Source organism: Acidobacteriota bacterium, assembly GCA_018268895.1.
Classification (GTDB): Bacteria; Acidobacteriota; Terriglobia; order Terriglobales; family Acidobacteriaceae; genus Edaphobacter.
The window spans coordinates 403,699-416,320 of the sequence record JAFDVP010000007.1; the positions used below are offsets into that span (position 1 = coordinate 403,699).

Sequence of the window (12,622 nt, forward strand, 5' to 3'; positions counted from 1 at the left end):
GAATGTGGAAATCTTCCTGCATCTTCACGTAATTGTTCCACGTGGAACACTGTGCGCTGCCGCGCGGGCGTCCGGCGCGGACGGCGGTCACTTCGTGACTTGTGCGAGCTTCGCGTGGGCTCCCGATGGTCGGCAAGAAGGATTGTTCCACGTGGAACATTTTCGTTAGCGGGTGGCGCGGAGGAGGATGCCGTTTTCGCTCCCGGGGATGGGAAGCGTCTCGGTGACCCGGAAAGGTTCCGGGAGTGTTGGGGTTCCCGTTGTCAGTAAGACCATCTGGTTCGTAGCCAGTTGCCCGGCGGCCTTCAGGGCGGCGGCCATATCGTCCACGGCGCGCATGGTTACGGTGTGAAAGCGGTGGTCTGAGGGAAAGGTCTCGGCGCGGGCGGCCCAGACTTCGACGTTCCGAAGGCCCAGGGTGCGGACGGCCTCGCGCAGGAAGGTAGACTTCTTGTTCTGCGATTCGGCGAGTGTGACGGCGATCCCGGGGTGTGCCAGCGCGATGGGGAGTCCGGGGAGCCCTGCGCCGGAGCCGAGGTCGAGGAGAGTGGCGGGAAGCGGATCCTCTAAATGGGCAGCGGCGAAGAGGCTCTCGCCGAAGTGGCGGCGGACGATCTCCTCGGGCTGGCGGATAGCGGTGAGGTTGGTGCGGGCGTTCCAGCGGAGGAGGAGGTCGAGGTACTCGCCCATCTTTGCCGCAAGAAGGTGATTTTGCGCAGTATAGGGGGCGAGCAGGCGCTCGATCTCGGATTCGGGCAGGGCGGACATCTGTGTCAGTATGCCAGATGACGGCAATTGTTCCACGTGGAACAATTTTTGCGCTGCCGCGCGGGCGTCCTGCGCGGACGGCGGTCACTTCGTGACTTGTACCGAGCGGCCGTGGGCCTTCCGTTGGTCAGCGGAGGGATTCGAGCCCAATTTTATTTGTAACTATATTTGTTACATTTTAGTTTGGCGTTGCTTGTGCGAGGATGGATGCCCGAGAGGGTTTCGTTATGACGAAGGCGAGGGTTGTGGCTGCGGTGCTGATGCTGGCTGCGGTGTTGGCCGGGGGTGAGGCGAAGGCGCAGGCGGCGAGTAGCAATGCGGGGTGGCAGGCGAAGGTGCGGCAGCAGCTTCCGCTGCTGGGTCATCGCAATTGGATACTGATCGTGGATTCGGCGTATCCGTTGCAGGTTTCGCCGGGCGTCGAGGTGGTGGAGACGGGCGCGGACGAGCTGGCGGTGACGCGCGCGGTGCTGGGTGCGGTCGACCGGTCGATCCACGTGCGGCCGATCGTTTATACCGATGCGGAGCTGCCTTATCTTTCGGTGCAGGACTTCGCGGGGATCGCGGGTTATCGCGATGAGCTGAAGAAGACGCTGGCGGGGCGCGTGGTGAAGTCGCTGCCGCATGAAGAGATTCTGGGGATGATCGGAGAGGCGGGCAAGTCGTACAAGGTGCTGGTGCTGAAGACGACGATGGCGATGCCGTACACGTCGGTGTTTCTGCAACTGGACTGCAAGTATTTGAGTGCGGAGCAGGAGCAGAGGCTGCGCAAGGCGATGAAGGGGCGGTGACGAGTTACCCCAGGGGCTAAAGAGTCTGTGTGAGAACGGGAGTTTACAGATCGGGCTTTCAGCCCTCTCGGCTCCCGGGGTACTATCCATGGGACTTCGCCCCATGCTGGTGTAGCGCGCGCCGTTGGCGCTGAAGATTTTGCCGGTTCTCACACCGTCTCGAAAAGCCCCTCTCTTTCAGCGAAGAGAGGGCCAAGCAGACCCAATGCTAAAGCATTGGGCTACCAGGCTTGGCGTACCCGGAAGCGGTTCGCGCTATGGGCGAATGATCCCACATCTGGCGATGAGGCGGGTTGGATATGGGGCACCGGCTACGCCGCTCCGCTCAGGTGACGGTTTTTGGGAGGTGGTGCGAGGAATTCATCACCTTCGCTTTGTGAAGGAGGAGCGTTCAAAGTTGTGCGTCGCTTCGTGCGTGCTCTCCTCCCGATCTTCAGGCGCGCTTCCGTCCCGGTCCTTCCACATCCGGTAGAAAGCCGGTGAGCAGGCCGATCGCCGGGAGGTACGCGCACAGGTGGTAGACCGTGATGATGCTGGTTGCGTCGGCGAGCTTGCCGAGCACCGCGGCGCCGATGCCTCCCATGCCGAAGGCCACGCCGAAGAAGAGTCCCGAGATCATGCCGACGCGTCCCGGCAGAAGCTCCTGCGCGTAGACGAGGATCGCCGAGAAGGCCGAGGCGATGACAAAGCCGATCACCACCGAGAGCACGCCCGTCCACCACAGGCTGGCGTACGGAAGGATGAGCGTGAAGGGAAGCACGCCGAGGATCGAGATCCAGATGACGAGTTTGCGGCCGTAGCGGTCACCCGCCGAGCCGCCGATCAGCGTTCCCGCTGCAACGGCGGCGAGGAAGAGGAAGAGCATCAGCTGCGAGGTCTTTACCGACACGTTGAAGCGCTGAATGAGGTAGAAGGTGTAGTAGCTCGACAGGCTGGCCAGGTAGAAATACTTTGAAAAGATCAGCGCGACGAGGACGGCGATCGCTCCGACGACACGCCCGCGCGGCAGGTGCGCGTGCTCGTGGTGCTCGACGTATTTCTTTCCGGCGGACTCCGCCTGCCGCGCCTTGTACCAGCGGCCCACGCGGTAGAGCACCATGATGCCGAGGATGGCCGGCAGCGCGAACCAGGCCATGCCCTTCTGCCCCAGCGGCAGCACGATAAAAGCGGCCAGCAGCGGGCCGATGGCCGAGCCTGAATTTCCTCCCACCTGGAAGAAGGATTGCGCGAAGCCGTGCTTGCCTCCCGAAGCCATGCGCGCGATGCGCGAGCTTTCCGGGTGAAAGACCGCCGAGCCTACGCCGACCAGACACGATGCGATGATGAGCCACGTGAACGTTGGCGCGATGGCGAGCAGCAACAGGCCAAAGAGCGTGAACGTCATCCCGGTGGCCAGCGCGTAGGGCATAGGCCGCTTGTCGGTGAACTGGCCAACCAGCGGTTGCAGCATCGAGGCCACCGCCTGGTAGGTCAGCGTGAGCAGGCCGAGGTGCACGAAGTCCAGGTGAAACGAGCTCTTGAGGATTGGGTAGATCGAAGGCAGCAGCGACTGCACCATATCGTTGAGCAGATGACTGAAGCTGATGGCGGCCAGCACGCGGAAGAGCGTGCGCGCCGGCTGGCCGGCCGGTCGCGGCGCCGTCACCTCCAAAGGCAGAGTTGAGGCGTTGACCGCGGGCATGGTGGCAGTTGAGGAGGGATCGCTCATAGGTTTGTCTGCTGGTGCTGCGTGGTGCGCTGCTACAAGTCTAGTGACTGCGCGCGCACTTCGACAGTGTTTATAAGAACTCGCTATGCCTGAATAACAATCGCCGTTTGTGAGCAGGGGTGCGAGCATGTTCCTTACTCATAACCTGCCGGCGCTGACGGCCGCGTTCCGGCTCCATTAATATGGAGCGCAGTATGAAGTTGAAAGAGATCGACTGGGAAGAGATTCGGGGAGCGCTGCGGCGGAAGTCTCCCACCGTGATTGCAGCAGTTTGCACCGCCGAGGCCGGAGGCTCGGACCCGCAATATGCCGCGGGGCAGCGCCGCGAGCTGCTGGTCATGGTGCTCGACACCGGCCGTCAGGCGGAGGCCGCCATTCAAGGCTGGCTCAAGGCCAATGGCTGGACAAATGCGACGATCCTCGAACACAGGCGGCTCGAGGAGACCTTCGACAGCGGCGATAACCGGGTCCGCGCCTGCTACGTGAACGCCATGTCGTCCGGCGGCGCCTGCCTGGTCTACGACGTAACCGCTTGAGGCGCAGGCGTATCGACAGATTGCCCCTATACCTTGTCATCCTGAGCGAAGGGTTCGGGCATTTTGCGAACCCGCAGTCGAAGGACCTGCGTTCTTCTGCCCCCAATAAATTGCTGCCGGTGCGAGATGCGAAATGCAGGTCCTTCCCATTCGACTTCGCTCAGGGCAGGCTCTCCGCTGCGCTGCGCTCAGGATGACAGGTTTTGGGTTGGACGATAGAGATTCATCCCACCCTTACTATGCCTTTTCAAACCATACAACGCGCATTTTTCAGGGAACCGGAGGAGCATCTTCCCCGTACTCCTCTTGACGGCCTAGTGGTGTAGGATGTTCCACTAGATAATCAAGAGGAAAGCCCACATGCCTGAAAAAGCCTCCGAACTGGTGCAGGGAACGCTGGAGATGCTGGTGTTGAAGACGCTGGCGCTGATGCCGATGCACGGCTATGGCATCGCGTTGCGCATCGAGCAGATCAGCGACGGCGCGTTCAAAGTCAATCCCGGCTCGCTGCTGCCCGCGCTGAGCCGCATGGAACGCGCGGGCCAGGTGAAGGGCGAGTGGCGCGCGACCGAGAACAACCGCCGCGCGAAGTACTACTCGGTGACCGAGAAGGGCCGCAAGGCCTTGAAGGCGGAGACCGCGGCATGGGGACGGCAGACGGCTGCGATTAACAGGATTCTCGAAGCATAACCGGCGAGGTGCGCGATGGGATGGATACGGAGTCTGCGTAAAGGATCGAAGGCGCTTCGGGACAAAAGCGCGCGCAACGAGGAGATCGACGAAGAGCTGGAGGCCTTCATCGGCGAATCCGTCAGCGAAAAGATGCGCGGCGGCATGAGCCTGAAGGACGCCGTGAAGGCGGCACATGCTGAGGCAGGCACAGCAGCTACCGTGCGCGAGAAGGTGTGGAGCGCGGGGTGGGAGTCTCGGCTGGATCGCCTGTGGGGCGACCTGACGTATTCGCTGCGACGTCTGTCGCGTGCTCCTGCGCTTGTCTTTACGGTCGTTCTGTCGATTGGTTTAGGCATCGCGGCGAATGGGACGATCTTTTCGATCATCAGCACATTTCTGCTTCAGCCTCCTCCGATTGGAGATCCGTCAAGGTTGATCGCAATTACGCGCACGCACGATCACGAGCTATGCTGCAACTACTTCCCGAAGCCTGTCTACCAGGACCTCCGCGCGCAATCGCAGTCCTTCTCAGACATGGCAGCTTACTATGACGTGCTGCCTGCGTCGATCGGAGCCAATGGAGAAGCGAAGCGCGAGTGGGGACAGGCGGTCACGGCGAATTACTTCGATGTAACGCAACTTCAGATGGTTGCGGGCCGCGGTTTTCAGGCAAACGAAGAGCACGCTCCAGCTATTGTGCTGGGTTACAGGCTGTGGCAGCGGCAGTTTGCAGGCGACGCTGCAATTGTCGGCAAGGTGATCGATGTCTCGGGGCATCCTTATACGGTGGTTGGCGTAGCGCGCGCAGGCTTCCGTGGACTGGAACAGGTCCTCGATCCGCAGTTCTGGGTTCCGCTGGGAGATTTACCGGAACTGACCCCAAACGCGCCGTCTCCTGATTCGCGTGAGAACCAGTGGCTGCACATCGCAGCGAGATTGAAGCCTGAAGTAACGCAGCAGCAGGCCGCGCAGGAACTCGGTGTGATCGCACAACGTTTTGCTCAGGCGTATCCGGCGACTGACAAAGACAACGGTTTCCATATGGGCCCCGTTGGTTCCATACCGGAGAGAGACAAGAAATCAATTGAGATGTTTCTGCTGGGTATCTCCATCGTTGCGCTGCTGGTGCTGGTCATTGCATGCGCGAATGTCGCGAACCTTCTGCTGGCATATGGAGCACAGCGACAGCGGGAGATGGCCGTCCGTCTGGCGCTGGGTGCGACACACGCGCAACTGCTGCGGCAGATGCTTCTTGAGAGCGTGCTGCTGGCGCTTGGCGGAGGCGTGGTTGGCGTGCTGCTCTCGCTGTGGGCGACCTATGGCCTCTCATCTTTCAAGCTGGCGGCGCCTGTGGCGACGGACATCAGCGTCCATGTCGACTGGCACGTGCTGCTCTACACCTTCGCTTTGAGCGTCATGGCGGGTTTGCTTTGTGGCTTTGTTCCGGCGTGGACGGCCTCGCGCCCCATCGTGTCCAACGCGCTCAAAGGAGAAACTTCGCTTTCGCGTCCGGGCCGTCGCCTGTCGCTGCGCAGCATTCTGGTCGTCACACAGGTTATGTTGTCGCTCGTGCTGCTGTGCGGTGCCGGCCTGTTTCTTCGTTCTCTCGAGAGCGCGGCAAAGATGGATGTCGGCTTCCGCTCCCGAGGAGTCGTGATGATGGCGGTTGATCCGCAACTGAATCGCTACACGCCTGAGCGTTCTGTTCAGATGCTGCAAGACGTGCGTGAGCGCATTGCACATTTGCCGGGGGTGATCTCGGCGACGACAACAGATGGCGTGCCGCTCTCAGGAGGCCATCGCAGCGACGGTTTTGTTGTGCCGGGATATCCGCCACCGCAGGGATTCAACAGCGTCGAGCTTTACATGGCCGGCCCCCATTACTTCGAGACGCTTGGCATTCCACGCATCGCTGGACGCGACCTTGGCGATGAGAACCCGATGGCTACAAGGGCCGCTATCGTCAATGAAGAGTTTGTGCGCAGGTACTTCCATGGAGACAATCCGATCGGCCATACGGTCAATGGAGGCGGGGTCTCCTACCAGATCGTCGGCGTGGCGAAGGACATGAAGGCGCGCACGCTCGGCGAGCAGCAGAGACCAGTGCTCTACAGAGCGATCAGCCAGAACATTGCGAGCGATCCGCAGGATGGTTACCACATCATGGCGCATTATGACGGCGATCCCGCAACGCTCATCAAGGCGATGCAGGACCAGATTCGTAGCGTGGATCCTGCGCTCGCCATATTTGATGTTCAAACGATGGAAGAGCATATGCGCGACGCTCTTATGTTGCCACGTCTGGTCAGCACGCTCTTCACCGTCTTCGGAGTCAGCGGACTGCTGCTGGCGGTGATCGGGCTGTACAGCGTGATGAGCTACTCGGTGAGCCAGCGCACGAAGGAGATCGGCGTCCGCATGGCGCTGGGCGCGAAGGCCACAGAGGTGCAGCGCATGATCGTGCGCGGAGGCATGCGACTCGCGCTCGTTTCGGTTGCGCTTGGCCTGCCGCTGGCGCTGTTCGCCGCGAAGCTGACGACAAGCCTGCTCTACGGCATCAAGCCTCGCGATGTTGTGACCTTCACGCTGGTTCCCCTGCTGTTGGTCGCCGTATCGCTGATCGCTTGCTGGATACCTTCGCGGCGCGCCTCGCGCGTCGACCCCATAGTGGCGCTAAGGGTGGACTGATCTTCAGATCATCCGTGTCATTCAGGAACAATCCTTCGGGTGCCCCATCCTTCACGAAGTGAAGGGTGGGATGTATTTTTTTTCGTGCCGGTTCGTGCCGGGTTCCTCCCACCCTTCGCGATGAAGCCGCGAAGGATGGGGCACCCGAGCGTTGTGAAGGCTAGAGCATTTTCCGTTGAGGTGTTGTTTGTCCCCGAGAAGGTATGTGTCGCGCCTTCAGCGCTCTGTTCGATCATCGGCCTGTCAGCCTGGGCCTTCGACCCAGGCTGGTATGTTGGCGGGCCTTCAGCCCTGAAAGAAAGAACTGCACCTGTAGCAAGAACTACACCTGTAGAAAGAACTTCAGGCGCAATTGGGGAAGTCTGAGCGCGAGCGCTTGGACCTCCAGATGAAGTTGCTGCGCGCCAGTTATGGCATCAACCCGTTTTCCGAAGAACTGCACCTGTAGCAGGAACTGCACCTATAAGGGAAATGCTCTCGGCAACTGCCTGGTTGGGCATCGCGAAACGGCACGCTATTGGCGACACACTCAGCACCGTCTTTGGCGAATCCATCGCGGGTCACGTACTGTAGTGGGCGTAAGAATTTACGTCTTCCGGGGAGATCCACATCCTGATGAATCGGTCTTGCAGAGTTGTCTCAAGCGTTGCCGCAGCAGTCCTCTTTATCTTTGCGTCTGTCTCGCAGTCCGCGGCGCAGACTGCGCCTGCTTCGGCCGCGCGCCCGGCTCCGCCTCCGGGCAAGGTTCCGCGCCATGTGCTGGTCATCGCGCAGACGCACGGCTTCGAGCATGACTCCGTTCCCGATGCCATGGCCGCCGTCTACAACATGGGCAAGGAGTCCGGCCTGTGGGACACCGTCATGCGCACCGACACCGAGCTGATCACCAAGAAGGAGCTGACGAAGAACGCGAAGAACCTGAACTACTTCGATGCCATCGTCTTCGCCAGCCCGACCGGCGAGCTCGACCTCAACGACGAGCAGAAGGCCGCGCTGCTCTCCTTCGTCCACGACGACGGCAAGGGCTACGTCGGCATCCACGCCGCGATCGACACGCTCTACGAGTGGCCGGAGTACGGCAAGATGACCGGCGGCTGGTTCGATCAACATCCGTGGGGGACCTTCAACGCGCCCATCCGCAACGAGGGCGGCGACTTTCCCGCGACGCGCCACTTCCCCGCGTCGTTCCACAAGTACGACGAGATCTACCAGGCCAAGGACTGGTCGCGCGCCAACGTCAACGTGCTGCTGAGCCTCGACCCCGCAAAGCTCGACTACAACAACCCGCGCGTGCACCGCGCCGACCACGACTTCGCCGTCGCCTGGTCGAAGATGTATGGCAAAGGCCGCGTCTTCTACTCCACCCTGGGCCATACCACCGATTCATGGAAGGACCCCGACATCCGCACGATGTACTTCGAGGCCATCAAGTGGTCGCTGGGCATGACCGACGGAAGCACGGCGTCGCATCCTGCTCCACCTGCAAAATAAGGACGAGTCTCGTTCTTTGGCTTACATCGGTGATGTCTGATACAGAGGAGTAGCAGTTACAGATGTACGGGTGCCCCATCCTTCACGAAATGAAGGGTGGGATGATATTCGTTGGTGCCGTGCAAGAAGATGTTCAACGAGCCAACGCTGTCGCTGGTCGGTTGAACCAGCGAGCGCGTATCCAGAAGGCGACGTTTACCAGTGCGATGAGTGCGGGGACTTCGACGAGCGGCCCGACCACGCCGGCGAAGGCTTCGCCGGAGTTAAGCCCGAACACAGCGACAGCGACAGCAATAGCCAGCTCGAAGTTATTTCCCGCAGCCGTAAACGAGAGCGTAGCGGACTGTTCGTAATTGGCGCCAAGACGCTTGCCCATCCAAAAGCTGATGAGGAACATGACCGTGAAGTAGATCACCAGCGGCAACGCGATGCGAAGAACATCGAAGGGCAGCCTTACGATGAGATCGCCCTTCAACGAAAACATGACGAGAATGGTGAAGAGCAGTGCGGCCAATGTAAGCGGGCTGATACGCGGAATGAAATGCGTACGATACCAGTCTTCGCCCTTGATGCGAAGAAGAACGAAGCGGGTGATGAATCCCGCGGCGAAGGGAACACCGAGATAGAGTCCAACGCTCTTTACCAGATCGGCGATGGAAATGTGCACGACCGTACCGGGCATCCCAAACCACACGGGCAGCACTGTAAGAAAGAGCCAGGCATAGAGGCTGTAGAAGAGAACCTGGAAGATGCTGTTGAGCGCAACGAGACCCGCGACGTAGTCGGTGTCGCCCTCTGCAAGCTCGTTCCAGACAAGAACCATCGCGATACAGCGCGCGATTCCGATAAGGATCAGCCCCCGCATATATGCAGGTTGATGACGTAAAAAGATGACCGCGAGCAAGAACATGAGCGCCGGTCCGATGAGCCAGTTCTGCACCAGCGAAAGACCGAGCACACGCCGGTTGCGGAAGACCTCGCCAAGTTTTTCGTAACGCACCTTGGCCAGTGGGGGGTACATCATGACGATGAGTCCAATGGCGATAGGAATGTTCGTGGCCCCGATCTGAAAGCTGTTCACGAACGCGGCGGACGCCGGAACGAAGTGGCCTATGGCAACTCCGATCGCCATGGCGAGAAATATCCAGAGCGTAAGGTAGCGGTCGAGGAACGAGAGCTTCTTCCGCGCGGCAGGGGCGCAGAGATGTCCTTGTATTGCGGGAGTGGTGGACATCAGCAGGCCTCGCAACAGGAAGGTTCAAGCGCAGTTGGCAGCGGCGCTCCCTCGAGCGCGGCGAACTTCTTCGGTGAGCAGCAGGCGCGGGTCAGGCGCGACCGGTCGGTTTGCATGGCCTTCTCTTCGCCGAGCGCGGCGAGCGTCTCGCGCAGAATCTGCGTCGCGCCGATGTGCGGGGGCATCACGATGCGGTAGTGCATCCACTTGCCCTCGCGGCGCGCGGCGACGATGCCTGCCGAACGCAGGTAGGCGAGGTGGCGCGAGATCTTGGGCTGCGGCTGGCCGAGTATTTCGACGAAGTAGCAGACGCAGATCTCCTGGTCGCCCATCAGGTTCAGCAGGCGCAACCGCGTGCGATCGCCGAGAGACTGGAAGAAGCGTTCGAGGTCGAAGGCCCGTTTCGCTGGCATGAATACATATTTGCATTGACGAATATGTTAGTCAAGAATATATTTGCTTTTGCGAATATGTTCCAGGCGAAGCCGCAAGGAGGATGTATGGCTGAACAGGTGCTGAATGCCGTGAAGGCGAAGTACGGCGCGGTGGCGGCGAGCGCGCTGTCGAGCGATGACGCGGGCGTGCACGCGGTGGCGGAGGCCTTCGGCTACAGCGCCGAGGAGCTCAGGTCGATCCCGGCGGAGGCGAACATGGGCCTCTCCTGCGGCAACCCGACCGCGACGGCGCACCTCAAGCCGGGCGAGGTCGTTGTGGACCTGGGATCGGGCGGTGGCCTGGATGTCTTTCTTGCTGCCAAGAAGGTTGGCCCCGTGGGAAGGGCCATCGGCATCGATATGACCGAAGCAATGATCGAGCGTGCGCGCGCGAATGCGACCGCCGGAGGCTATACGAACGTCGAGTTTCACCACGCGACCATCGACAGGCTCCCGCTGGCCGATGCCTCGGCCGACTGCGTGATCAGCAACTGCGTTCTGAACCTTGCTCCCGACAAGCCGGCGGTGTTTCGTGAGATCTTCCGCGTCCTGAAGCCGGGTGGGCGGCTTGCAGTGAGTGACATTGCGTTGAAGGGCGAATTGCCGGAGGAGGTGGCGAAGAGCCTTGCAGCCTATGTCGGTTGCATCGCGGGAGCGATACGGATCGAGGACTATCGCGCGGGTCTGATGCAGGCGGGGTTTGAGTCGGTGCAGATTGTCGATAGCGGCTCCGACCTGAATGCGTATAGCAAGGTAGAGAACCAGTCGGGATGCTGCTCTCCCGGTATGGAGAACGCGGCGCGTGGATGCTGCGGCGCGGATGAGCCGGCTCCCGCAACGCTGCATGAGGAGCTTGGCGCGCTGCTCAAGAGCTATGACGTGAACGAGGCCGCGGCCAGCGTGAAGGTGTATGCGCTGAAGCCTGCCGCGAAGTCCTGCTGCGGGCCGGAGTGCTGCGCATGACGGAATCGACGATGCGGACGTTCATCTTTGCATGCGTCCATAATGCGGGACGGTCGCAGATGTCGGCGGCGTTCTTCAATCGGTTCGCCGACGCGAACCGGGCGCGCGCGATCTCGGCTGGAACACAGCCGGGAAGCGCAGTGCACCCGGTTGTCGTCGATGTGATGCGCGAGATCGGAATCGATCTTGCTGATGCAAAGCCGCAAAAGCTGACGGCGGAGCTCGTCGCTGGCGCCGAGATGCTGATCACGATGGGCTGCGGCGACGAGTGCCCCTATGTGCCCGGTGTCGAACGCGCGGACTGGCCGTTGCCCGACCCGAAGGGGAAAGATGTCGAGACAGTCCGTGCAATCAGAGATGAGATTGCGGATCGTGTAAAAGAACTGCTCCAAACGAAACAGCTACTTTAGGTCCGCCGCCGCCAGCATCTGCAAGAACTGTCCCTGCGTGCGCATGTCGATCGACTGCGCCACCAGCTTGCCTTCGCGGTTGAAGACGAAGCTCTGCGGGATGCCTTCGATGTGGAAGGCATCGTTCGTCTTGCGGCCGGGGTCGAGCAGGATCGGGTAGTTGAGGTTGTGCGAGAGCTCGTAGGAGGTCACCTTCGCCGCGTCCTCGTCGCTGATCGAGAGCACCACGAGGCCCTGGTCGGCGAACCTGTGCGCCAGCGCGTCGAGGTCGGGCATCTCCTTGCGGCAGGGCGGGCACCACGTTGCCCAGAAGTTGACCAGCACCACCTTGCCGCGCAGCGCGGAGAGCGTCCACTCCTTCCCTTGAAGATCCTTCAGCGTAAAGTCGGCCTTCTCAATCGCCGCCTCGTTGGTCACCAGCGCAGCGGTGGCCTGGGTGTACTGCGGGGTATCGAGCGTGGTGGTTACGTGCTCATAACGCACGAGCTTGGCGAGGTCGGTGTACGCTGAAGCCGGTGTGCCGTCCTTCGCCGCAGGCGCAGGAGTCTCAGCCAGCGCCTGCGCCAGCGTGTCGGCGACCGTCTGCAATGTCTGGTGTCCAAAATCGCCTTCGGTGGAGAGGTGCGCCAGTGCAACGGCAAGCCGCAGCTTGTTTGCGCCTGCGGTGAGAGTGTTGATCTCCAGCGCGATGGTCGTCGTCTTCACGCCGCGCTGCGCGTCGGGGGTTGCGCGGAGCGTCTTGATCTCGGCGACAATCGCCTTTTCGGCAGGGGTGTAGTCAGGCGCTTTGGATTGCGCGGCAGAGCAAAACGCAACGGCCGGAACGAGGAGAACCGGAACGAGAAGAACAAGGATCAGCGACAGGATCGGGGGGCGCAGGGGAAGATTCATACCGGGGGTGTCCTCAATCGGAAAGCGAGGGGTAGT

12 protein-coding genes are annotated in these 12,622 nt (G+C 61.1%); 7 read left to right on the forward strand and 5 right to left on the reverse strand.

Going from position 1 to position 12,622, the window contains the following annotated elements; genetic code table 11:
• Positions 1–165 precede the first annotated feature (165 nt).
• Positions 166–768 carry a 16S rRNA (guanine(527)-N(7))-methyltransferase RsmG gene (rsmG, locus tag JSS95_09235; protein MBS1799993.1) on the reverse strand — a complete coding sequence of 201 codons (603 nt, stop codon included), beginning with the start codon at positions 766–768 and terminating at the stop codon, positions 166–168.
• 227 nt (positions 769–995) lie between these two features.
• Here rsmG and JSS95_09240 point away from each other — a divergent pair, with 227 nt between their 5' ends.
• The gene (locus JSS95_09240; GenBank protein ID MBS1799994.1) at positions 996–1,559 is read left to right on the forward strand and encodes a hypothetical protein; all 564 of its coding nucleotides are present in this window, start codon (positions 996–998) and stop codon (positions 1,557–1,559) included.
• 433 nt (positions 1,560–1,992) lie between these two features.
• On the opposite strand, the gene JSS95_09245 is transcribed toward JSS95_09240, so the two are convergent.
• Positions 1,993–3,240 (reverse strand): MFS transporter, encoded by a 1,248-nt coding sequence (locus JSS95_09245; protein MBS1799995.1) that lies wholly within the window; start codon positions 3,238–3,240, stop codon positions 1,993–1,995.
• A gap of 221 nt (positions 3,241–3,461) precedes the next feature.
• Between JSS95_09245 and JSS95_09250 the strand changes: the two genes are divergently transcribed.
• The 4 genes from JSS95_09250 to JSS95_09265 all read left to right on the forward strand — a co-directional run bounded on the left by JSS95_09250 (position 3,462) and on the right by JSS95_09265 (position 8,654).
• A complete protein-coding gene (locus JSS95_09250; GenBank protein ID MBS1799996.1) occupies positions 3,462–3,803 on the forward strand; it encodes a hypothetical protein in 342 nt (113 codons plus the stop codon).
• Positions 3,804–4,163: 360 nt separating this feature from the next.
• The gene (locus tag JSS95_09255) at positions 4,164–4,493 is read left to right on the forward strand and encodes a PadR family transcriptional regulator (GenBank protein MBS1799997.1); all 330 of its coding nucleotides are present in this window, start codon (positions 4,164–4,166) and stop codon (positions 4,491–4,493) included.
• Between the two features lie 15 nt (positions 4,494–4,508).
• Positions 4,509–7,163 carry an ABC transporter permease gene (locus JSS95_09260; GenBank protein ID MBS1799998.1) on the forward strand — a complete coding sequence of 885 codons (2,655 nt, stop codon included), beginning with the start codon at positions 4,509–4,511 and terminating at the stop codon, positions 7,161–7,163.
• Between the two features lie 615 nt (positions 7,164–7,778).
• On the forward strand, positions 7,779–8,654 hold the full coding sequence (locus tag JSS95_09265; GenBank protein MBS1799999.1) for a ThuA domain-containing protein: 876 nt from the start codon (positions 7,779–7,781) through the stop codon (positions 8,652–8,654).
• A gap of 133 nt (positions 8,655–8,787) precedes the next feature.
• Here JSS95_09265 and arsB read toward each other — a convergent pair whose 3' ends face one another.
• Together arsB and JSS95_09275 are read right to left on the reverse strand one after the other, a co-directional pair.
• Complete coding sequence (arsB, locus tag JSS95_09270; protein MBS1800000.1) at positions 8,788–9,888, reverse strand: ACR3 family arsenite efflux transporter; 1,101 nt, start codon at positions 9,886–9,888, stop codon at positions 8,788–8,790.
• Entirely contained in the window at positions 9,888–10,301 is a 414-nt protein-coding gene (locus tag JSS95_09275; protein MBS1800001.1) for a metalloregulator ArsR/SmtB family transcription factor, read from the reverse strand. Before JSS95_09275 ends, arsB begins: the two co-directional genes overlap by 1 nt.
• An 87-nt stretch (positions 10,302–10,388) precedes the next feature.
• Between JSS95_09275 and arsM the strand changes: the two genes are divergently transcribed.
• Both arsM and JSS95_09285 read left to right on the forward strand, forming a co-directional pair.
• The gene (gene arsM, locus JSS95_09280; GenBank protein MBS1800002.1) at positions 10,389–11,285 is read left to right on the forward strand and encodes an arsenite methyltransferase; all 897 of its coding nucleotides are present in this window, start codon (positions 10,389–10,391) and stop codon (positions 11,283–11,285) included.
• Positions 11,286–11,296: 11 nt separating this feature from the next.
• Complete coding sequence (locus JSS95_09285; GenBank protein MBS1800003.1) at positions 11,297–11,695, forward strand: arsenate reductase ArsC; 399 nt, start codon at positions 11,297–11,299, stop codon at positions 11,693–11,695.
• Here the strand turns inward: JSS95_09285 and JSS95_09290 are convergent.
• Positions 11,687–12,586 carry a TlpA family protein disulfide reductase gene (locus JSS95_09290; GenBank protein ID MBS1800004.1) on the reverse strand — a complete coding sequence of 300 codons (900 nt, stop codon included), beginning with the start codon at positions 12,584–12,586 and terminating at the stop codon, positions 11,687–11,689. The genes JSS95_09285 and JSS95_09290 overlap by 9 nt on opposite strands.
• Between the last annotated feature and the right edge of the window lie 36 nt (positions 12,587–12,622).

Coding starts and splice junctions, on each gene's coding strand:
- JSS95_09290 (MBS1800004.1), bottom strand. CDS start 12,586: ATGAATCTTCCCCTGCGCCCCCCGATCCTGTCGCTGATCCTTGTTCTT.
- JSS95_09265 (MBS1799999.1), top strand. CDS start 7,779: ATGAATCGGTCTTGCAGAGTTGTCTCAAGCGTTGCCGCAGCAGTCCTC.
- JSS95_09240 (MBS1799994.1), top strand. CDS start 996: ATGACGAAGGCGAGGGTTGTGGCTGCGGTGCTGATGCTGGCTGCGGTG.
- JSS95_09260 (MBS1799998.1), top strand. CDS start 4,509: ATGGGATGGATACGGAGTCTGCGTAAAGGATCGAAGGCGCTTCGGGAC.
- JSS95_09245 (MBS1799995.1), bottom strand. CDS start 3,240: ATGCCCGCGGTCAACGCCTCAACTCTGCCTTTGGAGGTGACGGCGCCG.
- arsB (MBS1800000.1), bottom strand. CDS start 9,888: ATGTCCACCACTCCCGCAATACAAGGACATCTCTGCGCCCCTGCCGCG.
- arsM (MBS1800002.1), top strand. CDS start 10,389: ATGGCTGAACAGGTGCTGAATGCCGTGAAGGCGAAGTACGGCGCGGTG.
- JSS95_09250 (MBS1799996.1), top strand. CDS start 3,462: ATGAAGTTGAAAGAGATCGACTGGGAAGAGATTCGGGGAGCGCTGCGG.
- JSS95_09255 (MBS1799997.1), top strand. CDS start 4,164: ATGCCTGAAAAAGCCTCCGAACTGGTGCAGGGAACGCTGGAGATGCTG.
- JSS95_09285 (MBS1800003.1), top strand. CDS start 11,297: ATGCGGACGTTCATCTTTGCATGCGTCCATAATGCGGGACGGTCGCAG.
- rsmG (MBS1799993.1), bottom strand. CDS start 768: ATGTCCGCCCTGCCCGAATCCGAGATCGAGCGCCTGCTCGCCCCCTAT.
- JSS95_09275 (MBS1800001.1), bottom strand. CDS start 10,301: ATGCCAGCGAAACGGGCCTTCGACCTCGAACGCTTCTTCCAGTCTCTC.